20 protein-coding genes are annotated in these 22,828 nt (G+C 60.9%); 14 read left to right on the top strand and 6 right to left on the bottom strand.

Annotation, left to right across the window (positions count from 1 at the left end; genetic code table 11):
- Window positions 1-27: 27 nt before the first annotated feature.
- The 5 genes from ALTERO38_RS00170 (at window position 28) to gcvP (ending at window position 7,456) form a co-directional block, all read left to right on the top strand.
- Window positions 28-1,029, top strand: a complete 1,002-nt coding sequence (locus ALTERO38_RS00170; RefSeq protein WP_159966826.1) for an extracellular solute-binding protein — start codon at window positions 28-30, stop codon at window positions 1,027-1,029.
- 135 nt (window positions 1,030-1,164) lie between these two features.
- Window positions 1,165-2,781 carry an iron ABC transporter permease gene (locus ALTERO38_RS00175; protein ID WP_102836583.1) on the top strand — a complete coding sequence of 539 codons (1,617 nt, stop codon included), beginning with the start codon at window positions 1,165-1,167 and terminating at the stop codon, window positions 2,779-2,781.
- Between the two features lie 137 nt (window positions 2,782-2,918).
- A complete protein-coding gene (gene gcvT, locus ALTERO38_RS00180) occupies window positions 2,919-4,001 on the top strand; it encodes a glycine cleavage system aminomethyltransferase GcvT (protein ID WP_159966827.1) in 1,083 nt (360 codons plus the stop codon).
- An 80-nt stretch (window positions 4,002-4,081) separates the two neighbouring features.
- Window positions 4,082-4,471: a glycine cleavage system protein GcvH gene (gene gcvH / locus ALTERO38_RS00185; protein WP_159966828.1), complete on the top strand. Its 390-nt coding sequence runs from the start codon at window positions 4,082-4,084 to the stop codon at window positions 4,469-4,471.
- Between the two features lie 108 nt (window positions 4,472-4,579).
- Window positions 4,580-7,456, top strand: coding sequence for an aminomethyl-transferring glycine dehydrogenase (gcvP, locus tag ALTERO38_RS00190; RefSeq protein WP_159966829.1), 2,877 nt, complete (start codon window positions 4,580-4,582; stop codon window positions 7,454-7,456).
- Between the two features lie 57 nt (window positions 7,457-7,513).
- On the opposite strand, the gene yihA is transcribed toward gcvP, so the two are convergent.
- On the bottom strand, window positions 7,514-8,176 hold the full coding sequence (gene yihA, locus ALTERO38_RS00195) for a ribosome biogenesis GTP-binding protein YihA/YsxC (protein WP_159966830.1): 663 nt from the start codon (window positions 8,174-8,176) through the stop codon (window positions 7,514-7,516).
- 280 nt (window positions 8,177-8,456) lie between these two features.
- Between yihA and ALTERO38_RS00200 the strand changes: the two genes are divergently transcribed.
- The 5 genes from ALTERO38_RS00200 (at window position 8,457) to ALTERO38_RS00220 (ending at window position 13,557) form a co-directional block, all read left to right on the top strand.
- Window positions 8,457-9,089: a cytochrome c gene (locus tag ALTERO38_RS00200; RefSeq protein ID WP_102836588.1), complete on the top strand. Its 633-nt coding sequence runs from the start codon at window positions 8,457-8,459 to the stop codon at window positions 9,087-9,089.
- A 183-nt stretch (window positions 9,090-9,272) separates the two neighbouring features.
- Complete coding sequence (locus ALTERO38_RS00205) at window positions 9,273-9,902, top strand: thiol:disulfide interchange protein DsbA/DsbL (RefSeq protein ID WP_159966831.1); 630 nt, start codon at window positions 9,273-9,275, stop codon at window positions 9,900-9,902.
- Window positions 9,903-9,908: 6 nt separating this feature from the next.
- Window positions 9,909-10,778, top strand: coding sequence for an endonuclease/exonuclease/phosphatase family protein (locus tag ALTERO38_RS00210; RefSeq protein ID WP_159966832.1), 870 nt, complete (start codon window positions 9,909-9,911; stop codon window positions 10,776-10,778).
- Entirely contained in the window at window positions 10,778-12,634 is a 1,857-nt protein-coding gene (locus tag ALTERO38_RS00215) for a GGDEF domain-containing protein (protein ID WP_159966833.1), read from the top strand. Before ALTERO38_RS00210 ends, ALTERO38_RS00215 begins: the two co-directional genes overlap by 1 nt.
- A 146-nt stretch (window positions 12,635-12,780) precedes the next feature.
- Complete coding sequence (locus ALTERO38_RS00220; protein WP_159966834.1) at window positions 12,781-13,557, top strand: N-acetylmuramoyl-L-alanine amidase; 777 nt, start codon at window positions 12,781-12,783, stop codon at window positions 13,555-13,557.
- A gap of 9 nt (window positions 13,558-13,566) precedes the next feature.
- On the opposite strand, the gene ALTERO38_RS00225 is transcribed toward ALTERO38_RS00220, so the two are convergent.
- From ALTERO38_RS00225 to algB, 3 genes are read right to left on the bottom strand one after another with little or no spacing between them, the layout of a single operon-like run.
- Entirely contained in the window at window positions 13,567-13,974 is a 408-nt protein-coding gene (locus ALTERO38_RS00225; protein ID WP_159966835.1) for a DUF1330 domain-containing protein, read from the bottom strand.
- 36 nt (window positions 13,975-14,010) lie between these two features.
- A complete protein-coding gene (locus ALTERO38_RS00230) occupies window positions 14,011-15,798 on the bottom strand; it encodes a KinB sensor domain-containing domain (RefSeq protein ID WP_159966836.1) in 1,788 nt (595 codons plus the stop codon).
- Window positions 15,795-17,141, bottom strand: coding sequence for a sigma-54-dependent response regulator transcription factor AlgB (gene algB, locus ALTERO38_RS00235; protein WP_102836595.1), 1,347 nt, complete (start codon window positions 17,139-17,141; stop codon window positions 15,795-15,797). The genes ALTERO38_RS00230 and algB overlap by 4 nt, the downstream gene beginning before the upstream one ends.
- 303 nt (window positions 17,142-17,444) lie before the next feature.
- Here algB and ALTERO38_RS00240 point away from each other — a divergent pair, with 303 nt between their 5' ends.
- The 4 genes from ALTERO38_RS00240 (at window position 17,445) to ALTERO38_RS00255 (ending at window position 20,233) form a co-directional block, all read left to right on the top strand.
- The gene (locus ALTERO38_RS00240; protein ID WP_102836596.1) at window positions 17,445-17,888 is read left to right on the top strand and encodes a PA2169 family four-helix-bundle protein; all 444 of its coding nucleotides are present in this window, start codon (window positions 17,445-17,447) and stop codon (window positions 17,886-17,888) included.
- Between the two features lie 181 nt (window positions 17,889-18,069).
- Window positions 18,070-18,306, top strand: a complete 237-nt coding sequence (locus tag ALTERO38_RS00245; RefSeq protein WP_102836597.1) for a hypothetical protein — start codon at window positions 18,070-18,072, stop codon at window positions 18,304-18,306.
- Between the two features lie 72 nt (window positions 18,307-18,378).
- A complete protein-coding gene (locus ALTERO38_RS00250; RefSeq protein ID WP_019341907.1) occupies window positions 18,379-18,549 on the top strand; it encodes a DUF1328 domain-containing protein in 171 nt (56 codons plus the stop codon).
- Between the two features lie 454 nt (window positions 18,550-19,003).
- On the top strand, window positions 19,004-20,233 hold the full coding sequence (locus ALTERO38_RS00255) for a nucleoside recognition domain-containing protein (protein ID WP_159966837.1): 1,230 nt from the start codon (window positions 19,004-19,006) through the stop codon (window positions 20,231-20,233).
- Between the two features lie 55 nt (window positions 20,234-20,288).
- On the opposite strand, the gene ALTERO38_RS00260 is transcribed toward ALTERO38_RS00255, so the two are convergent.
- Both ALTERO38_RS00260 and ALTERO38_RS00265 read right to left on the bottom strand, forming a co-directional pair.
- Window positions 20,289-21,311, bottom strand: coding sequence for an AbrB family transcriptional regulator (locus tag ALTERO38_RS00260; RefSeq protein ID WP_159966838.1), 1,023 nt, complete (start codon window positions 21,309-21,311; stop codon window positions 20,289-20,291).
- A gap of 1 nt (window position 21,312) precedes the next feature.
- The gene (locus tag ALTERO38_RS00265; RefSeq protein ID WP_102836600.1) at window positions 21,313-22,827 is read right to left on the bottom strand and encodes a tripartite tricarboxylate transporter permease; all 1,515 of its coding nucleotides are present in this window, start codon (window positions 22,825-22,827) and stop codon (window positions 21,313-21,315) included.
- Window position 22,828: the final 1 nt, after the last annotated feature.

Here is a 22,828-nt window from a genome sequence, read left to right on the forward strand (position 1 = left end):
CTTGAACAATTTATAAGAGGCTGATCCATGCAGGCAAGCAAAGGTTTACTCGCCGTTCTCGCGCTCACCGCGCTGTCGAGTGCTGTACAGGCTGCCGACGAAGTAGTGGTTTACTCTTCGCGGATCGATGAGCTGATCAAGCCGGTTTTCGATGCCTACACCGCCAAGACGGGCGTCAATGTCAAGTTCATCACGGACAAGGAAGCGCCGCTGATGGCCCGCATCAAGGCTGAAGGCGAAAATACGCCTGCGGATCTGCTCCTGACGGTAGACGGCGGCAACCTTTGGCAGGCCGAGCAGATGGGTATTCTGCAGCCGATGAACTCGGCGGTTGTGAACGACAACATCCCATCGCAGTACCGCTCTTCTACTGATGGCTGGACAGGTTTGTCGCTGCGAGCGCGGACCATCGTCTATTCGCCTGAGCGTGTCGAAGAAGGCGAGCTGACTACCTACGAAGCGCTGGCCGACAAGAACTGGGATGGCCGTCTGTGCCTGCGGACCAGCAAGAAGGTCTATAACCAATCGCTGACCGCCACGCTGATCGAAACTCATGGCGCCGAGAAGACCGAAGAAATCGTCAAGGGCTGGGTAGACAACCTGGCCACAGACGTATTCGCCGACGACACCGCGTTGATTCAGGCGATCGACGCCGGTCAGTGTGATGTAGGTATCGTCAACACCTACTACTACGGTCGCCTGCATGCACAAAACCCGGATCTGAAAGCCAAGCTTTTCTGGCCGAACCAGGACGGTCGCGGTGTGCATGTCAATCTGTCGGGTATCGGCTTGACCAAGCACGCGCCGCATCCGGAGGCTGCACGCAAGCTGGTCGAGTGGATGACCACCGCCGAAGCTCAAAACATCTTCGCCGACATCAACATGGAGTTTCCGGCAAACCCCGAGGTGAAATCCTCGGCTGAGGTTTCTGCCTGGGGTGATTTCAAGGCGGACACCATCCCGGTCGAAGTGGCCGGTAAGCGTCAGGCCGAAGCGATCATGCTGATGGACCGTGCGGGTTGGCGATAAGCCGCTCTCGGCTGGCCGCCTAGGCAGCCAGCCAGGCTCTGTGCACATCTGAGTGCTGGGTTGCAGTTTGCAGCACGGCTATAATCGACGCCCCCGCACGCCGGGGGCGTTGTCTTTTTTGCTGTTGAGGCTTGCGTGTCCCACCCCGTCGAGCGCCGCTGGTATCCCATCACTTTCGCAATTGCCGCGTTGGTATTGCTGCCGCTGAGCGTCCTGCTGTTCAGTTGGAGCGATATCGATACGGACATCTGGTCGCATCTCTGGCAGACCCAGATGCCGCGCCTGATGGCCAATACGCTGACGCTGGTTCTGGGCGTTTCGGTGGGTGTAACCGTGCTCGGCGTGAGCCTCGCGTGGTTGACTTCGTTATGCGAGTTTCCGGGGCGGCGCTGGCTGGATTGGGCGCTGATGCTGCCTTTTGCGATTCCCGCCTATGTGCTGGCGTTCGTCTTCATTGGCCTGCTCGATTTCGCTGGGCCGGTGCAGACGCTGGCTCGGGAGTGGTTCGGCAGCGGCGTGCGCTTTCCGCGGGTCCGTTCCACCGGCGGTGTCATCACCGTGCTGGTGCTGGTCTTCTACCCGTATGTCTATCTGCTTGCCCGCTCAGCCTTCATTGCTCAGGGTAAGGGGCTGATGGAGGCGGCGCGCGTCCTCGGCAAGTCTCCCTGGAAGGCCTTCTGGAGCGTCGCGCTGCCGATGGCGCGCCCGGCTATCGGTGCCGGTCTGGCGCTGGCCTTGATGGAAACATTGGCCGATTTCGGTGCCGTTGCGGTGTTCAATTTCGATACCTTCACCACAGCGATCTACAAAACCTGGTACGGGTTTTTCAGCCTCACCAGCGCGACCCAATTGGCCAGTTTGTTGTTGTTGGCGGTAATGCTGGTGCTCTACGGTGAGCGGCGCGCGCGGGGAGCGGCCAGGCCGGCGAATGATCGGGCGCGCTCGGCGGTGCTCTATCGCCTTCGCGGTTTCAAGGCTCTGGCCGCCAGCAGCTGGTGTGGCCTGGTGTTTCTTTGCGCTTTCGTCATACCCGTGCTGCAGTTGCTGGTCTGGCTCTGGCAGCGCGGACGCTTCGATCTCGATGAGCGCTATACCGGCTTGATCCTGCATACCCTCTATCTGGGCGGTCTGGCGGCGTTGATCACGGTGACCGTGGCTCTGTTGCTGGCCTTTGCTCGACGCCAGGCACCGCTGCGTCCGATAAAAATGGCAGTAGGGTTGGCGAATCTGGGTTACGCGTTGCCGGGGTCGGTGCTGGCCGTGTCGATCATGCTCGCGTTCAGCTACCTGGACCGCGAGCTGGTGGTGCCGCTGTCCGGCTGGCTCGGTGGTGCGGAGAAGCCGATCTTGCTCGGCAGTCTCGGGGCTTTGCTGTTGGCCTACCTAATTCGTTTCATGGCGGTAGCCTTCGGTCCGCTGGAAAGCGCGCTGGCACGCATCCGGCCCTCCTTGCCGCAGGCATCACGCAGCCTTGGTGTCGGCGGCCCGGCGCTGTTCTTTCGGGTCTATCTGCCGTTGTTGTTGCCCGGAACACTAAGTGCCGCATTGCTGGTATTCGTCGATGTGCTGAAGGAAATGCCCGCCACGCTGCTGATGAGGCCATTCGGTTGGGACACGCTGTCGGTGAGGATCTTCGAGATGACCAGCGAAGGCGAGTGGGCGCGTGCTGCACTGCCTGCGCTGACGCTGGTGCTGGTGGGGCTGTTGCCGGTCATCCTGTTGATTCGGCGCTCTGCCCGGCGAGTCGGTTGAGCGCTCCATCACCTCACCGTGACCTGTCACGGCCTTGGGGCTACAATGCGCGCCATTCAAAATACGTCGGGCCGGCTGCTCGGCTCTAATAAGCTCTACACACGCCGCTTTGGCGACCTGCCCGGAAGGAGAAACCCATGGGTCAGCGTACTCCCCTCTACGATCAGCATCTTGCACTTGGCGCCAAAATGGTCGACTTCGGCGGCTGGGACATGCCGCTGCATTACGGCTCCCAGGTTGAAGAACATCATCAGGTGCGACGTGATTGTGGGGTCTTCGACGTCTCCCACATGACGATCGTCGATGTCGCGGGGGCGGATGCTAAGGCCTACCTTCAGCGTCTGCTGGCCAACGATGTGGGCCGCCTTGGGCAAGACGGCAAAGCACTCTATTCGGCGATGCTCAACGAGCGCGGCGGCGTGATCGACGACCTGATCGTCTATCTCACCGATTGGGGATATCGCCTGGTCGTCAACGCCAGCACCCGCGACAAGGACGTGGCCTGGATGCAGGCGCAGGCCGAGGGCTTTGCCGTGGAGGTGACCGAGCGTCCAGAGCTGGCGATGCTGGCTATCCAGGGTCCCCACGCACGGGCACGGACCTCCGAGCTGGTCAACCAGGCCCGCGCTGCATTGATTCACGAGCTCAAGCCATTTCATGGTCGTGCCGTCGGCGATTGGTTCATCGGCCGCACGGGCTACACCGGTGAGGACGGCCTGGAGATCATCCTGCCGGCCGACCAGGCGCCGGACTTTCTAAGCGAGTTGGTCGGTGCCGGTATTTCACCGATCGGCCTGGGCGCGCGTGACACGCTGCGACTGGAGGCTGGGCTGAATCTATACGGCCAGGATATGACCGAAGACGTCTCGCCGCTGCAGGCCAACATGGCCTGGACGGTAGCCTGGAAGCCGATGGAGCGTGACTTTATAGGGCGCTCCGCGCTGGAGACTCAGAAGGCGCAAAGCGATCTGCCGAAACTGGTAGGGCTGGTGCTCGAAGAGCGCGGCGTTCTGCGTGCCCATCAGATCGTTCGGGTCAATGGTATTGGTGAGGGCGAGATTACCAGCGGCAGTTTTTCGCCTACGCTTGGCAAGGCCATCGCGCTAGCGCGTGTTCCTGCCGGTTCAGGCGATCGTGCCGAAGTGGAAATTCGTGGTAAGTGGTATCCCGTGCGCGTGGTGCAGCCGACTTTCGTGCGTCACGGCAAAGTACTGGTGTAAATTCGGCCGACTGCAATTTTGCAACGGGCCGCAAAGCCTGCTTCGTGCCCGCAACCGACAGTTTTATTGAGGACCTACGAATGAGCGATATCCCCAGCGATCTGCGTTACGCCGCCAGCCACGAGTGGGCCCGTCTCGAAGCCGACGGTAGTGTGAGCGTCGGTATCTCCGACCATGCCCAGGAAGCGTTGGGCGACGTGGTGTATGTGGAACTGCCAGAAATCGGCCAGCAACTGACTGCTGGGCAGCAGGCCGGTGTGGTGGAGTCGGTGAAGGCTGCGTCGGACATCTATGCACCCCTCTCCGGAGAGGTGGTCGCTATCAACGAGCAACTCACCGACTCGCCGGAAGCTGTCAACAGCGAGCCCTATGGCAGCTGGTTCTTCCGGCTTCAGCCGAGCGATGCTTCGCAACTGGAGAAGCTGCTCGATGCAGAGGGCTACAAGGCCTCCTGCGACGCCGAAGCCTAAGCCTTCCCAACTCAAAAGCCCCGCAGTGCAGGCGCGTGAAAACCGAGCGTAGTCGCTTTTCACAGCAATCCGGCATATCGGGGCTTTCCTTTTTCGAGAGAAGCAGTGATGTCTCAAGTGCCGCGCCTTTCCCAGCTCCAGCAATCTGACGCCTTTCTGCGTCGTCATCTCGGCCCTGATGCCGCTGAACAGCAGGCCATGCTCGAAGCGCTCGGCTTGTCCAGCCGCGAAGAGCTGATCAAGCAGACCGTGCCGCCGGCGATTCGTCTGCAAGGCGACCTGGCACTGCCGGCTGCGCTGGACGAGCAGGAAGCATTGGCGCGCCTGCGGAGCTATGCGGAACAGAATCAGCTCTGGACCAGCCTGATCGGCATGGGTTATCACGGCACCATCACGCCCCCCGTCATCCTGCGCAACGTGCTGGAGAATCCGGGCTGGTATACCGCTTACACGCCTTATCAGCCGGAGATCGCCCAGGGTCGCCTTGAAGCGCTGCTGAATTTCCAGCAGCTGACCATCGATCTCACCGGGCTCGACCTCGCCAACGCCTCGCTACTCGATGAAGCAACCGCTGCAGCGGAGGCCATGACCCTGGCGCGGCGCATGGCCAAGAGCAAAAGCAACTGCTTCTTCGTCGATGAGAACTGTCATCCGCAGACGCTTTCAGTGGTGCAGACGCGTGCCGAGGCCTTTGGTTTTGAGCTGGTGGTCGGTGCGCTTGAGGATATCGCGGCGCAGGACGTCTTCGGCGCACTCCTGCAGTACCCCGACACTCACGGCGAAATTCGCGATCTGCGTCCGGCGATCGAAGCGCTGCATGCCAAGCAAGCGCTGGCCTGCGTCGCAGCGGACCTGCTCAGCCTGCTGCTGCTGACACCGCCTGGCGAGCTCGGCGCGGATGTAGTACTCGGCTCGACCCAGCGCTTCGGCGTCCCCATGGGCTACGGTGGTCCGCACGCCGCCTATTTCGCCACCCGCGACGCCTTCAAGCGCGCCATGCCTGGCCGCATCATCGGCGTGTCCAAGGACGCCCGCGGCAACACGGCGCTGCGCATGGCACTGCAAACCCGCGAACAACATATCCGTCGCGAAAAGGCTAACTCGAACATCTGTACCGCCCAGGTGCTATTGGCCAACATTGCCAGTTGCTTCGCGGTCTACCATGGCCCTGAAGGGCTCAAGCGTATCGCTCAGCGCACCCATCGGCTGACGTCGATTCTGGCCGGTGCGTTGGAGCAACGCGGCATCAAGCGTCTCAATCAGCACTTCTTCGACACGCTGACTCTGGAAGTCGGTGGCGCACAGACCGCGATACTCGAAAGCGCACGTGCCGCTCGGATCAACCTGCGCATCCTTGGGCGCGGCAAGCTGGGCGTCAGCCTGGACGAGACCTGCAACGAGCAGACGGTCGAGAGGCTCCTAACGGTCTTCCTGGGCGCAGATCATGGGCTGAGCGTCGTAGAGTTGGATGGCGGCGAAATCGTCAGCGGTATTCCGGCTGAGCTGCAACGCAGCAGCGGCTACCTGGCGCATCCGGTGTTCAATACCCACCACAGCGAAACCGAGATGTTGCGCTACCTCAAGCAGCTGGAAAACAAGGATCTGGCGTTGAACCAGGCGATGATCCCACTCGGTTCATGCACCATGAAGCTGAACGCCACCAGCGAGATGATTCCGATCACCTGGCCAGAGTTTGCCGACCTGCATCCGTTCGCTCCGCAGGAGCAAGCTCAGGGTTACAAGCTGATGATCGACGAGCTGGAAGCCTGGCTTTGCACGATCACCGGCTTCGACGCGATCTCTATGCAGCCAAACTCCGGCGCGCAGGGCGAGTACGCGGGGCTGGTTGCCATTCGTAAGTATCATGAGAGCCGCGGCGAAGGGCAGCGTGATATCTGCCTGATTCCGTCCTCGGCGCACGGCACCAATCCGGCGTCGGCACAGATGGTCAGCATGCGCGTGGTTATCGTCGAATGCGACAAGGCCGGCAATGTGGACCTGGAGGACCTCAAGCGCAAGGCCGCCGAGGCGGGTGACAAGCTGTCGTGCCTGATGATCACCTACCCATCGACCCACGGCGTCTATGAAGAAGGCGTCCGCGAGATCTGCGAAACCATCCACGCCCATGGCGGCCAGGTCTACATGGATGGCGCCAATCTCAACGCCCAGGTCGGCTTGGCGCGGCCGGCTGACATCGGTGCCGATGTCTCGCACATGAACCTGCACAAGACCTTCTGCATTCCGCATGGCGGTGGCGGTCCGGGCATGGGCCCGATTGGCATCAAGGCGCATCTGCAGCCATTCGTTGCCAACCATCCGGTTATCGAGCTGCAAGGTCCCAACCCAGAGAATGGCGCGGTCAGCGCAGCGCCCTGGGGGAGCGCCAGCATCCTGCCGATCAGCTGGATGTACATCGCCATGATGGGCCCGCAACTCCGGGATGCCACTGAGGTTGCAATCCTCAGCGCCAACTACCTCGCGATGCGTCTCGGTGAAGCTTTCCCGGTTCTCTACAGCGGTCGCAACGGCCGTGTGGCCCATGAGTGCATTATCGATCTACGACCCTTGAAGGCGCAGACTGGTATCACTGAGGAGGACGTCGCCAAACGACTGATCGACTATGGTTTCCATGCGCCGACCATGTCCTTCCCGGTCCCTGGCACCCTGATGATCGAGCCGACCGAGAGCGAGTCGAAAGCCGAGCTGGATCGTTTCGTCGAGGCGATGCTGAGCATCCGTGCGGAGATAGCCAAGGTGCAGGACGGCGGTTGGCCTGCAGAGGACAATCCGCTGGTACGGGCTCCCCATACATTGGCCGATGTCACCAATCTTTGGGATCGCCCTTACAGTATCGCCGAAGGCGTTACGCCCAGCTCACACACCCAGGCGCACAAGTACTGGCCAGCGGTGAATCGGGTCGACAACGTATTTGGTGACCGCAACCTGTTCTGTGCCTGCGTACCGGTTGAGGACTATCGCGAGTAGTGCCGCTCCGCCCGGTTTGATTTTTGAATCAGACTGGGCGGCATCTCTCCCTAAGGGTCAGCCTTCTTGATAAGGCTCGTCGGGCGCATCCTCGTCTTCTTCGCCGATCATTCCCAGCAGCTGCGCCAGCACCAGCTGTGCTTCTTCCACGCCCAGGCGTTTCGGTGCCGAGAATAGCTGGACGCTCACATCGTCTCCCCAACCTTTGCGGATGTCGCGCTGGATGGCCAGCAGCGCGTTCTTTGCTGCGCCAAAGGCAAGCTTGTCCGACTTGGTCAGCAGGATATGCAGCGGCATCTCGCTGGCGTTGGACCAGTCGAGCATCATGCGATCGAACTCGGTCAGCGGATGGCGGATGTCCATCATCAAGAACACTCCCGCAAGACTCTCGCGACTGCTCAGGTAGGCTTCCAAGTGACGCTGCCAATGTTGCTTCAGAGGGATCGGCACTTTTGCATAGCCGTAGCCAGGGAGATCGACCAACCGGTGGTGCTCGTCGAGGCTGAAAAAGTTGAGTAACTGGGTGCGTCCTGGCGTCTTGGACGTGCGGGCCAGGCTGGCGTGGGTGAGCGTGTTCAGCGCACTGGACTTGCCTGCATTCGAGCGACCGGCGAAAGCGACTTCCAGGCCTTCGTCAGCCGGGCATTGATCGACCTTGGCGGCACTGGTCATAAACGTGGCTTGCTGGCAGAGGCCTAGAATCGGGTTTTTTGGGAGCATGGGCTTTCCGGTGAGTGCGCGCGGGGGGTGCGGCAATGGTTCATTTCCGTTTCAGGAACGCCAGTATATAATGCCGCAGATTTTGTGTGCGCTTTGGTCTAAAAACGAGCCGGCTAGCCGCTCTGTCGGTCGCTTATGGCGATCGGTCGGAAGCGAGTGAGGCGTTGCTCCAGCGCCAGGTCAGACGTCACCCTGTTTATAACGAGCGTCGCCATGGCCCTAAGCGGTCGGACTGCCGAATAAGATTTCTTTAAACCCTTAGCCGTAGTTGGATGAGCTGATGAACAAAGTACTCGTGAGTCTGCTGTTGACCCTTGGCATCACCGGTATCGCCCACGCGGCTGGAAATGCAGAAGCAGGAAAAGAAAAGGTTGCCGTCTGTGGTGCTTGCCACGGTGCAGACGGAAACAGTGCCGCACCGAACTTCCCGAAGCTCGCAGGCCAGGGCTCGAACTATCTGTTCAAGCAGCTGCAGGATATCAAGGCGGGCAGCAGCCCCACAGCCGAGCCGGGCGTTGGCCGGAAGGTGCTGGAAATGACCGGTATTCTTGACCCGTACAGCGAACAGGATCTTCAGGACATGGCTGCCTATTTCGCCAGCCAGAAGATGACCATCGGTACTGCCGACCCGGCTCTGGTCGCCCAGGGTGAGCAGCTTTTCCGCGGTGGTAAGCTGGAACAGGGCATGCCAGCATGCTCCGGTTGCCATGCGCCTGACGGTGTCGGCAATAATCTTGCGCGGTTCCCGCGCTTGGGCGGTCAGCACGCGGCCTATACCGCCAAGCAGCTCACTGACTTCCGTGAGGGTGATCGGACAAACGATGGCGATGCGGCCATCATGCGCACCATCGCGTCGAAGTTGAGCAACAAGGAAATCCAGGCCCTGTCGAGCTACATTCAGGGTCTGCACTGATCGTTAATCCGATCAGCCTGCAAAAGGCGTTCAGGGCTTGAGCCTGGACGCCTTTTTTTGTTTTTGCCCTCGCTATAATGATTGTCAAGATATTGAAAAGCGTCGGAAAGCGCTGGCGAGCACGCATGAATTGCTGCAGCCTGTGGCGCTATCGGTCAGCCGTTCATTACCAAGGGAGTCACCATGCGTAAACTCGTTCTCAGTGCCCTTCTCGTTACCGCCAGCCTGTTTGGCTTTTCAGTCAGTGCGGCAGAGTTTCAGGCAGGAAAGGAATATGTTGAGCTGAAGAATCCGGTACCGGTTGCCGAGCCGGACAAGATCGAGGTTGTCGAGCTGTTCTGGTATGGCTGCCCGCACTGCTACCAGTTCGAGCCGGTGATCAATCCATGGATCAAGCAACTGCCTGATGATGTCGATTTCAAGCGCATTCCGGCGATGTTCGGTGGCGTCTGGAACACCCATGGGCAGATGTTCCTAGCGCTCGAGTCCATGGGGGTCGAGCAGAAGGCTCATGACGCCGTGTTTAGCGCCTATCATCGCGACGGTAACAAACTCGACACTCCGGAGAAGATGGCGGAGCTCCTCAAGGAGCAGGGAGTCGACAAGCAAGCGTTCCTCAAGGCTTATAACTCCTTTGGCGTGAAGAGCCGTGCCGAGCAGGCGAAGAAGCTGGCAATGGCTTATCAGATCACTGGCGTTCCGGTAATGATTGTCAACGGCAAGTACCGCTTCGATATCGGTTCCGCTGGCGGCCCGGAGCGGGCATTGGATGTTGCTGACTTCCTGATCGAAAAAGAACGCGCGGCCCGGTAAGCGCAGATGCTTCGTCGCTGGAGTTCACCGCGCTTGGCTGGCCCGGGCCAGGCGCGAGTCAATCCGATTTGTCTGGATTCCAGTGGCCTGCCCTGCGACGGCCGATTGCGTCTGCTGAGTTTCAACATTCAGGTCGGCATCAGCACCGAGCGCTATCATCATTACCTCACCCGCAGCTGGCAGCATCTGTTGCCGCACACTGGACGCGCGCGGAACCTGCAGCGCATCGGCGATTTGCTGGGCAACTACGATCTTGTGGCACTGCAGGAAGCGGACGGAGGCAGCCTGCGGTCAGGCTATGTCAACCAAGTCGAACATCTTGCGCAACTCGGCGCCTTTCCCTATTGGTACCAGCAGCTCAACCGTAACCTGGGACGCTTCGCTCAGCACAGTAATGGCGTATTGAGTCGACTGGAGCCGCAGGGACTGGAAGACCATCCATTGCCGGGCCCGTCCGGGCGCGGTGCGATACTGCTTCGGTTTGGTCAGGGTGAGGACGCCCTGGTTGTCGTGGTGATGCACTTGGCCCTGGGCGGCGGCGCGCGCACTCGCCAGCTGGCTTACATCCGCGATTTGATCGGCGGCTACCGCCATCAGATTCTGATGGGCGACATGAACACCCACGCCAGTGATCTGCTGGAGCATTCACCGCTACGTGATCTTGGCCTGCAAGCGCCGCAAATCGAAGCGACGTTTCCCAGCTGGCGTCCGCAACGCTGCCTGGATCACATCCTGCTGAGTCCCAGTCTGACCCTTGAACGTGTCGATGTGCTGGCTCAGGCGACTTCTGACCACTTGCCGGTAGCGGTGGAAATCCGCTTGCCAGACGCACTGCACGGTGCTGATGCATTGCCTGTACCTATGGATAGGACCTGATGAGCGACGACGCGCAACGCTGGAAAGACAAATATCTGCAGCAGTTGGAACAACAGGAGCAACTTGAAGGGCGCTGGAATACGCGACTGGATCTTCTGCGTCGTAGCCTGGTTCGCAGCAGTTTTGCCGTAGACGGCGCAGATCCTGCCGTCGAACGTTGCATGCGCGAGCTGCGTGACGTGCTACGTGACGACGTGCAGGATGATCGTCTGGGTGCCCTTGTCCCCCGACTCGAGCGCGCCGTACTCGACACCGAGCGCAGTAAACAGGAGCGCCTCAAGCAGTTGACCGAGGCGCTTGATCGACTGGCTTCGCAACTGCTTGAGCTGCCGCTGCCCAGTGAAATCCGCAAGCCACTGAAGCAGTTCTCACGGCAGCTTGGTGCGCGAGCCGCTCAATCGCGCGAGCTGCCCACATTATTGAGTGAGCTGGGTGAGTTGCAGAACCAGGCGTTGACTGCACAGCGGCCTTTAGGCGGCGCCACTTCGGTGGGCTTGCTCGGTCGGCTGTTCGGACAGCGCGAGCGCGCCAATGAGATCACAGCGAAACCCAGCGGTGATTCGTCAGCGTTTCCCGCTGAGCCTGCAAAGTCTCTTCAAGGACTGCCGCCCGTTGGGTCGCCGGAAACGCCCGAGCCTCTGCCTCAGCCAGACGGCCCGGATTCCAGTGCGCAGGCGGCGCAAGCGCTGCAAGCTGCCATAGATATCGCGGAACCGCGCAGCGATGTGCTAGCCGATGTGACGTTGCCGGAGCCGACGCCGGAGAATCAGCCGGCCGACCCGTATCGGTTGCCACCTTCGCCAGAGCAGGCCTATAGCGCTATCGCCGAGCGTGTTGAGTCGACGCTGCTCGGACTGCTGGAGAACCTGCGGCTTCCCGAACACCAGCAGGCGCAGGCGCAGGCCATGCGTGAGCGAATTCAGCAGGGCCTCAACTGGTATGAGCTGGTGCCAGTGCTCGATGATCTGGCTCAGTTGATGTTGGCGGTGGCGGATCAGGGGCAGCGTGAATTCGAAAGCTATCTTGGTCTGCTCAACGAGCGGCTGGCCACCATGCAGGACAGCCTTGGCGCGGCCCGTGAAGGGCACGTGCAGAGCAAAGAAACGGCCCAGGCGCTTGACGAAGAGCTGCGCCAGCAAGTCGGTGGCCTGCAAGACAGCATGCTCGGCGCCAAGGACCTTCCGAGCCTGAAGCAGACTGTTCAATTACGGCTTGATGGTTTGCTGGAGACCGTCGATGCGTATCAGCGTCAGCGAAGTGAACATGAACAGACCTTGAGTGACCGCCTTGGCACCCTGGTTGAGCGCGTGGCAAGCCTCGAAAAGGCAGCTACGGGAATGCGCGAACACCTCGAAGAGCAGCGCCAGAAGGCCCTGCGGGACCCGCTCACCACCTTGCCCAACCGAGCCGCCTGGGATGAGCGCCTAGAACTTGAGGTCGCACGTCATCAACGTTACGGCGGTGAGCTGCTGCTCGCGGTGCTGGACGTGGACCATTTCAAGCGTATCAACGACAGTTTCGGCCATCTGGCTGGCGATCGGGTGTTGAAGATTATCGCCAATGAGCTGCGCAAGCGGTTGCGCAAGACTGACTTCATCGCCCGCTTCGGCGGCGAAGAGTTCGCGCTGTTGCTGCCCGCGACGCCTCCCTCGGCGGGGCTCAAGTTGCTGGACAATCTGCGCACCGGTATCGAGAACTGTCCTTTCCACTTCAAGGGAGCTCGCATCCAGGTAACGCTGTCGGGAGGGCTCGCAAGCTTCGCTGCAGCCGATCGAGCCGAGCAGGTGTTCGAGCGCGCCGACCAAGCTCTCTACCGGGCCAAGGATTCCGGTCGCAACCGTATCGAAGCGGGCTGACGGGACGCGCTGGGAGCCCAAGGGCTGCCCCGGTATAATCCCGCGCTCTGTTCTGGCGCCGATCTCTCGGCGCTTCTCTGCGGGCCGCTCTCTGCCCGATCAGATGTTTAAGTCTGCGTCCTGTCGCTGTCGACCAGAGGTCTCCTATGAAAACCTTGATCCTCGCCCTGTTTGGCCTGTTGCTTGCCGGCTGCGCCAGCGGTCCGCGTATCGATACCCGCCATACTTCGCTGGGACATGACAGCCGCGCGCAGTTCATCGTGCTGCATTACACCTCAAGTAATCTGCAGCGGTCGCTGGAAATTCTCAAGGGCGACGGTGTCAGCAGCCACTATCTGATCGGCGAGGCGCCCGCGACCATCTACCGTCTGGTTGATGAGGATCGTCGTGCCTGGCACGCCGGGGATAGCCAATGGAACGGGCGCACCTGGCTTAATTCCAGCTCCATCGGTATCGAGCTGGTCAATCGAGGTTATATCGAAAGCGGCAACGGACGGCTTTGGTATCCCTACTCCGATGAGCAGATCGACGCTTTGATCGTGCTGCTCAAGGACATCATGCAGCGTCACAGCCTGCAGCCTGGCGCTATCATCGGGCACAGCGACATTGCCCCGCAGCGCAAGGTCGATCCCGGCCCGCTGTTTCCGTGGAAACGGCTGGCGGACGCCGGCCTGGTGCCCTGGCCGGACGCCCAGGCCGTAGCCCGTCAGCGCAGCCTGTTCGCGACGGCTTTGCCAGACGTGGCCTGGTTCCAATCGCAGTTGGCGGAGCAAGGCTACAAGGTGCCGGAGCACGGCTATCTGGATCTGGAAACCCGCAACGTCATTGCGGCGTTCCAGATGAAATACCGCCCGGCACGCTTCGATGGTGAGCCGGATGCAGAAACCGCAGCGCTGCTCGCGGTACTGAATGCAGCACGCTGAGGCATCAGCTCAACTGCGCGGGTTACAGCCGATCAGTCGTGAGTCGGCGAGTGCTGCGGTGCGGTGGATCGTGGCGACGCGGTATTCCGGGTCCGCCAGCATGGCGAGGAATGCTTCAGGCGAGGGATAGCGCACCAGCAGCACCTCGTCCCAATGTTCGTGCTCTGGCGCAATCAGCGCGACGCGGGCGTTGGCCATGATCTCCACGTCGCCTCCGGCTGCACGCACCTTCTTGATGGCCGTGCGGCTGTAGACTGCATAGGCTTCTCTGCCGGAGCACGGCTGCTGGTCACTCTCGGCAGGGTAGGCGGCTTGGTCGTTGAAGCGCAGCAGGTTGAGCATGAGGATTGGCTCGCCGGCCGGCATCTGCTCGGCGAAGCGCTTCAGCTGATCCTGGCTTGGATTGAGGCTGGGCATGGGGGCTCCTTTTTTATTCTGCTCGCCCTGCCTGGCTCAAATGGGCAGGGCGATATAGAAGATGGTGCCGTGGCCGATCCGTGAATGCACGCCGATACGACCACCATGCAGCTGAGCGATTTCCTTGCATAAGGCAAGGCCCAGTCCTGCGCCGCCACGGCGCCGACCGATCTGCACGAACGGCTCGAATATGCGCGCCTGCTGGCTGTAGGGGATGCCTTCGCCGTTGTCTTCGACACTCAGAATGACCCGTTCGCCGTGATGCCGCGCCAGCAGGCGGATCTCGCCGCCGTCCGGTGTGTGCCGCAGTGCATTGCTGAGCAGGTTGTCGAGTGTCCGGTCCATCTGCTGCCGATCTAGCAACAGGCTTGGCAGCGGCGTCTGCAGTTCCAGCTTGATTTCAATGCCGTTTTGCGCGGCGCTTGGCTGGAAACGCTGCCGTGCTTGCTCAAGGAGCGCGGCCGGGTCGCACGGCACGCGCTCGAGCTTTTGCTGGCCGCTCTGGTAGCGGGAGAAGTTCAGCAGATCGTTGATCAGTGTGACCAGGCGCTGCATCTCCTCATGCACAGTGGTGAACAGGTCGGCTTCGCGGCTGTTGTCTGGGTAATGCGTTCGTTCGCGCAGTAGGCTGAAAGCCATCTGCATGCCTGTTACCGGGGTGCGCAGTTCATGCGAGGCACGCAGGACGAACTCGTTGCGTACCCGCTCGAAAGTGCGCTGGTCAGTCACATCGTGCAGCACCATCACCGCACCGCTGATGCGGCCGTCGTGATGGTTCACGGGGCTCATGCGCCATGACAACAGGCGGCGCTCGCCGTCGGCTTCGATCACCAGATCTTCCGGCGGGGCGGATAACGGCGTGTCGGCCAGCACTTGCTGAGCGGCCTCGTCCAGCTCGGGGTAGCCGAGGGCTTGGCCAAGCGTTGAGCCGAGGTGTTCTGTCTCCCAGGCCAGTTGGCGTTGTGCGACCGGGTTGGCATGTTCCAGACGGCCTTGGCGGTCGATGATCAAAAGCCCGTCATCGATGCTGTCGAGCAACGCTTGCAGCCGTTGCTGGCCATCGACCAGCGCTTCGACATTGGTTTGTTTGAACTGGTGCAGGGCCTGTGCCATCAGACCGAAGCGACGAATTAGCGATGACAGCTCGGCGATAGGCGAGGTGGGCAGGCTGATATTGAAGTCGCCGCGGCCGATCTGGTCGGCCACGCTGGACAGTCGCTCGATGGGGTCTCCGAAACGCCGGGCAAAGCTGTGTGCGGTAACGAACCCGATCAGCAGCACCGCAATACCAGTCAACCCCAGCAGCCCGGCGAGCAGCTGCGCCCGCTCGCGGCTGCGAATCTCGGTGTCGCGAATCTGGTTGTAAGCAGCCTGCTGCATGTCGACCATCAACTCACGAACGCGGTTGAAGGATTGGCTGAGGGGATTATCCTCGAGCAGTGTCGCGTTCAGATTGGACGGTATTTCCAGCTGCACGGCAAAACGGGTGTAAGCGTCGCCGATGGCCTCATAAGCTTTGCGGTCCTGCTCGTCGGGGGCGTCCGCCATGCCGCGCGCCAGGGCGCTCAGGAAAACTTTGCGCGAAGCGTCCAGGGCTTCGGTGTCGCGGTCTTCCCGGACCAGCAGCAGCAGCTGGTTTCCCAGCGCCTGGCGCAGCTGCTGATTGACCTCGATGACACCGAAGTTATCGCGAATGAGGTGCTCCTGACTCTTGGCCATTTGCACGACGCTGACCAGGGCCAGCAGTAGCCCAAGCAAGGCCACAGTCATCAATGCGGAGAACCCCAGGAACAACCGGGTCCTCAGCTTCATCTGGATTTTCATAGGCCGTATTGCTTGCGTTTTCGATAGAGCGTCGAGGCGTCGATGCCAAGGATTCGGGCGGCTTGATCAAGGGTGTCGCTGGTGCTCAACACGCCCGAAATATGCGCTTTTTCCAGCGCTTCCAGACTGAGCGGCTCACCGATGCGCGGAGCATTGCTAACCGCCTGATCGGCCAAGCCGAGATGGCTGACTTCAATCATGTCCTGCGGGCAAATGATGCTGGCGCGCTCGACCACGTTACGCAGTTCGCGCACGTTGCCAGGCCAGCGGTAGGCTTTCAGTGCGCCTATGGCGCCGTCGCTGAAGCCGCGCGCCGGGCGTCCATAGCTCTTCACGAAGAATGCCAGGAAGCGTTCGGCGAGGGTCAGCACGTCTTCCGGCCGCTCGCGCATGGGCGGCAGGTTCAGGGTAATGACGTTCAGGCGATAGAGCAGATCCTCGCGGAATTTACCTTCGCGAACCATCTCCTCCAGATTCAGGTTGGTGGCAGCAAGAATGCGCACATCAGCGCGTCGGGTGACTGGGTCACCGACGCGCTCGTATTCTTTGTCCTGGATGAAACGCAGCAGTTTCGGCTGCAAGGCGAGCGGAAAATCGCCGATCTCGTCGAGAAACAGTGTGCCGCCGTCAGCCTGATTGACGCGCCCCAGGGTGCTTTCGGTGGCACCGGTAAAGGCCCCGCGGTTGTGTCCGAACAGCTCGCTTTCCATCAGGTCCGCCGACAGCGACGGGCAATTGATGGTGATGAAGGCTTTCTTCGAGCGCCGGCTCCAGTTGTGAATCGCCCGCGACAGTTCGCCTTTGCCCGTGCCTGACTCGCCAAGGATGAGGATGTTCGCGTCGGTATCGGCCACCTGACGGGCCGTTTCCAGCACATTCATCATCGCCGGGCTGTACGAACCCAGCGCATCGCTGCGTTTTTGCACCTCGCCTTCCAAAGCCTCAAGACGCGCTGCCATCTGACGAACTTCCAGCTGCTTGGCGGCCGACAGGCGCAGCTGCTCCGGGCTACATGGCTTAACCAGGTAATCCGCAGCGCCCGCCTGCATCGCGTCCACCGCGGTGTCCACGGCCGAATGAGCGGTCACGATGACTACGCGCATCCACGGCGCAAGCACACGCATCTGCTGCAGGACATCAAGACCGTTGTCTTCACCCAGGCGCAGGTCCAGAAAGCACAAGTCGAATACCTGTCGCTGCAGGATCGCTTCGGCCTGCGACGCGCTGGCCGCCGTGACCACCGTATAACCACGATCCTCGAGGCAGTAGCGGAACGTGCGCAGGATCGCTGCCTCGTCGTCCACCAGAAGGATGCGGCCGCCGGTGTCGGTCGTTTGGTCCATGAATGCTCCAGTCAGGCAAAAGCGGTAAATGTATGGCGAGTCGTTTGGGGGAAATCCCGGTGCTGTATCGCCGCCAGGTCGCCCGGCGCCAGCGTTAGTCTACGCAAAGCCATGCAAGTTGCACGGTGCATGAACGTCTTTCCTGCAGGCTGCAATCAGCACTGAAGCGACGATGAAGCGCAAGGCATTGATTATAAGAGGTTTCAGACGTTTTTATGGCTGGCACGGGGCTTGCGGTCGTTTAGCGGTAACGCGCGTATCGGCAGCAGTCGAGGCGCATCGCATCTGCATCAGGAGGCCCCCATGAACCAAGACATCACCCACCTCAACGAGCTCATAGAAATCACCCGCGATGGTCAGCATTTCTATCAGCATGCGCTGGAAGAAGTGAAAGATATCGAACTGCAGCATCTATTCCGCGATATGGCTCAGGCTAAGACGCACATCATTCAGGCGCTGTCGGTGAAGGTTGCGGCGAATCAGGAACAGCCCGCACAGGGAGGTACTACAGCTGGCAAGCTTCGTGAAATGTACGCCGATACCAAGGCACGGTTGGGCGACAGTGACGCGGTGTATATCGACCAGCTTGACCAAACCGAAGAGCGCATCCTGGCCGCCTTCGAAGATGCATTGAAAACTGCGGACCCTGATGTGAAGGCATTGCTGGCCATCGAGCTGCCGAAAATCCGGGCCTGCCATGAGCGTATTCACACCCTCAATCACCGTGACAACAACAGCAGGGATTAGTCCGTCGTGCAAATCGCCCGGCGCGGCGCAAGCGCATCGTGCAATATAAATTGGCGCAGCGACATTTTGATTGCATAAGTTGTTGAATATAAAGGAATAAATGTAAATCTCAGGAGTGGCACGAGCCCTGCAACATAACCACTAAGACAGACATGGCCCGCATGCTTAGAAGGAGTTGAGGATGAATCGTCAAGCACGTTTCCTACTGGTTGGAAAAGGTTTCCTTACCGCCGCTGTGGTCACGCTGATCGTTGGAGCCGAATATCCGATGTCGGAGCCGCTCAGCCAAACGCAGCAGGAGTCAGCGGAACGAATCCATATGTACGACGCTCAACCTGTAGGGATTGTGCAAACCGGACCTGCTCCGCAGACGATTGATTATGTGCAGGTGCGGTCTGAGCAACGTTGGGTTTTCTAGTTGGAGCTCGGCGAGCCGATCGTTAGCGATAGGTCCCGCTGAGGATGTTCTGAACCGAAGAGGAGTTACACCATGCTGAGTTGGGCTATCACGTTTCTGATTATTGCCATCATCGCTGCAGTACTGGGCTTCGGTGGTATCGCGGGCACTGCAACGGGCATCGCCAAGATCCTGTTTGTGGTTTTCCTGGTGCTGTTTGTCGCTTCGCTGATTTTCGGACGGGGCCGCGGCCCACGAGCCTGATGCATAACGCCGCCCGTCAGGGCGGCTGCACCGGCATAGGGAGGTTACAGCGGCTGGATGCCTTTATTTGAGCCTTCGCAGGAAGCGGAGTGCTAGTTACTGAGGTGAATCGTCCGAGGATCACCTATCAGCCCCTACAGCGGGGGAGCCAAGGGGTCGGGACGCTCTTCGATGGAGCGACCTAGGGGTACAGGGAGTGCCTCCGTAATGGACCGGGCTCGGCGAGTGCCAACCGAAGGTGGGACCTCCACCTTCGGTTTGCGATTTCTCCAGCGCTTCACGTCCTGCGTTATTTGTTCACTTCAAGGGCTATTCGAGCCCCGGCTGAACCAGCCTCAGCACGTTTTCGCTTCCCTCCGTATTTCTGCGCCCACCTTCGCTCGTCCTGTTTGGTTCATGGCTGTTCTCCAGCCGCACCGCTATCATCGCGCGCAGTCACTCGTTGGAGAATCACATGCTCAACGGCCTTTGGCTGGGCTTCTTTCTGGTCGCGGCAGTTGCTGCGCTCGGGCGCTGGCTGCTCGGCGACGACCCGGCTGTGTTTGCCGCCCTGGTCGAAAGTCTATTCGCGATGGCCAAGCTGGCTGTGGAGATCATGATCGTGCTGTTCGGCACGCTGACGCTCTGGCTCGGTTTTTTACGCATTGCCGAGAAGGCTGGCCTGATCGAGCAGCTGGCGCGTTTGCTCGGGCCGCTGTTCCGTCGGTTGATGCCGGAAGTGCCAGCCGGGCACCCGGCGTTGGGGTTGATCACTCTCAATTTCGCTGCCAACGGCCTGGGTCTGGACAATGCCGCCACGCCCATCGGCCTGCGCGCAATGCGAGCCCTGCAGGAGCTCAATCCGAGCAAGACGGTCGCCAGTAACGCGCAGATCCTGTTTCTGGTGCTCAACACCTCCTCGCTGACGCTGTTGCCGGTGTCGATCTTCATGTACCGCGTGCAGCAGGGCGCTGAAGACCCGACTCTGGTCTTTCTACCTATTTTGCTGGCCACCACCGCATCTTCACTGGCAGGCCTCTTGGCGGTTGCGCTGGTTCAGCGCCTGCGTCTCTGGGACCCGCTCGTTCTCGCCTACCTGGTCCCTGGGGCGCTGCTGCTAGGCGGCTTCATGGCGTTGCTGGCCGGGCTTTCGGCCACCGCGCTTTCATCCTTATCATCGCTGCTCGGCAACCTGACGTTGTTCGGTTTGATCATCGCGTTCCTCATCGTCGGTGCGCTGCGCAAAGTGCCGGTCTACGAGAGCTTTGTCGAAGGTGCGCAAGAAGGCTTCGATGTCGCGAAAAGCCTGCTGCCGTATCTGATCGCGATGCTGTGCGCTATTGGTGTGTTCAGAGCCTCCGGCGCACTCGATTTCGGACTCGACGGAATCCGTTGGCTGGTGGAAGCGTTGGGCTGGGATACCCGTTTCGTCGACGCGCTGCCCACTGCGCTGGTCAAACCGTTTTCCGGCAGCGCCGCGCGCGCCATGCTGATCGAGACAATGCAGAGTCAGGGCGTGGACAGTTTTGCTGCGCTGGTTGCCGCGACCGTACAAGGCAGCACCGAAACCACCTTCTATGTATTGGCCGTCTACTTTGGGGCGGTGGGCATCCAGCGGGCGCGGCATGCGGTGGGGTGTGCCTTGGCGGCGGACTTCGCCGGCATCGTTGCGGCGATTCTGGTCTGCTATTGGTTCTTCGGTTGACCGGTGCAAACAAGGGTTTCGAGTAGCGCTAAAAAAGAACCCGCCAATCGGCGGGTTAAAGCGTGGCTCGTTGCCAGACCCGAAATAACGGTTCGGCGAGAAACATCACCAGGAACAACCGCAGCACCTGCAAAGCGGTGACCAGCGCGACCGATAGCTGCAGCGCCTCGGCTGTCAGGCACAGCTCAGTAATCCCGCCTGGCATCATCCCCAGCATCAGCGACGTCTGGTTCAGCGTAGCCGCCCAACCGAGCACTTCGGCGAGGCCCGCTGCAGCGAGCATGGCCAACAGCGTAAACAGCAAGATGCGCAGCATGAATCGCGGCGCGCTGCGAAAGAACGGCCGATCGAAGTGACAGCCCAGCGAGCAGCCGATCAACCATTGTCCAAGCTGGCCAACACCCTCAGGCATGCCCAGATGCAGATCGAAGGTGGCACTGGCGACGGCACAGACCGTCAGCGGCCCAAGCATCCAGGGGTTGGGTTGGCCGAGCCGCTTCCAGAGCAGCGCAAGCAGCCCGCCCGCCGGCAATAGCACAGCCAGCCAAGGCCAGCTGACCGGAGACGGTGGTGGGGCGTCAACGGAGGGCAGGCTCCAGGTAAACAGCGCGGGAATGATCAGCACCACCAGCAGCAGACGCATGCTATGCGCTGCGGCCACCATTGCTGGCTGCGCCGCGTGGCGGCTGGCCAGATTGACCATCTCGCTGGCGCCGCCCGGCATGCTGGAGAAGAACGCCGTGGCGCGGTCGGTGCCGCTGCGCAGCAGGATGAAGATGCCGATCAGGCTCAAGAGCAGGGTGCACAGTGCACCGGCGAGAATCACTCCAAAGTGCTGGAGCACCTGCTGCATGACCTCGCTGGTGAAATGCAGACCGATAGCGCTGGCGATCAACCACTGGCCGGTCTGGCGTCCTCGGGGGATCTCGTTGACCAGCCACCCACTGCAGCGCACCGCAATGACCGCCAGCAGCGAACCGACCATCCATGGCAGCGGCCAGTTCGCCAGGCTTGCCAGCCAGCCGCCGAGGGCGCCGACCAGAGGCGTCGCCCACCAACCCGGCAGCGGGCGCGGCATATCAGGCGTGCGCCTCGTTCAGTTTGGCGCGGCGGCGCTGGCGCCACCAGCGCAGGCCCGGCATCGCCAGCATCAGAGCGGCCATAGCCCAGAGCACCAGGGTGATCGGGCTACCCCAGAGGATGCCCAGGTCGCCTGCGGAGATCGACAGCGCACGGCGCAGGTTGTCTTCCATCATCTCGCCGAGGACGAACCCGAGGATCAGCGACGACAGCGGGAACTCAAGCTTGCGCAGCAGATAGCCGAACACACCGAGACCCACCATCAGCACCAGGTCGAACGTGGTGCTGTGCACCGAGTACACGCCCACCACGCTGATCGCGGTGATCGCCGGCACCAGCACCCAGTTGGGCACGCTGAGCATCTTGGAGAACAGCCCGACCAGCGGGATGTTCATCACCAGCAGGATGACGTTGCCGATGAACAGCGAGGCGATCAGACCCCAGACCACGTCAGGCTGCTGCTCGAACAGCAGCGGGCCGGGTGTGATGTTGTACAGCGTCAGCGCGCCGATCATCACCGCCGTGGTGCCAGAGCCTGGTACACCGAGGGTCAGCATCGGGATCAGTGAGCCGCAGGCGGAGGCGTTGTTGGCGGCTTCCGGTGCGGCCAGGCCGCGCAGGTCGCCCTCACCAAACTTGCCACTATCACCGGCCATGCGCTTTTCGCTCATGTAGGTCATGGCGCTGGCGATGGTCGCCCCGGCGCCGGGTAGGGTGCCGATGACGAAACCCGCGCAAGCGCTACGCACCATGGTCCAGAAGGTCTGGCAGAACTCCTTGAAGTTGAACAACAGACGTCCGCTGGCCTTGACCGCTTTTTGCCCGCTGTGAGTCTTTTCCAGCATCAACAGCACCTCGCTGACGCTGAAGAAGCCGATCACCACGATGACGAACTGGATGCCGTCCGACAGGCTTACGCTGCCGAAGGTGAAGCGGTAAACGCCGGTCGTGGAGTCCACGCCGACCGTTGCCAGACCAAGGCCGATCAATGCTGCCATCAGCGTCTTGACCGGCTTGTCACCGACCATGCCGCCCAGGCAGGCGATGGCGAAGATCATCAGCACGAAGTACTCAGCCGGGCCGAACGCCACGGCCCATTTCGCCAGCAGCGGCGCGAACAGCACCACACCGCAGGTGGCGATGATGCTGCCGATGAACGAACTGACCGCCGACAACGACAGGGCGATGCCCGCCTTGCCCTGACGTGCCAGCGGATAACCGTCGAGGGTGGTCATCACTGCAGCTGCGTCGCCAGGGACATTTAGCAGGATGGCCGAAATACGCCCGCCGTACTCGCAGCCCAGATACACAGCAGCCAGGAGGATAAGTGCGGTTTCCGGCGGCAGGCCCAGGGCAAAAGCCAGGGGCAGCAGCAGAGCCACGCCGTTGATCGGGCCGAGTCCAGGCAGCAGACCAACCACAGTGCCAACAAAGGCGCCGAACAGCGCTACAAGCAGGTTCATCGGTCGCGTGGCGACATCGAAGCCCTGCCACAAGAAATTCAAGGTTTCCATT

This window comes from Pseudomonas sp. 9Ag, assembly GCF_902506445.1.
Lineage (GTDB): Bacteria > Pseudomonadota > Gammaproteobacteria > Pseudomonadales > Pseudomonadaceae > Stutzerimonas > Stutzerimonas stutzeri_AB.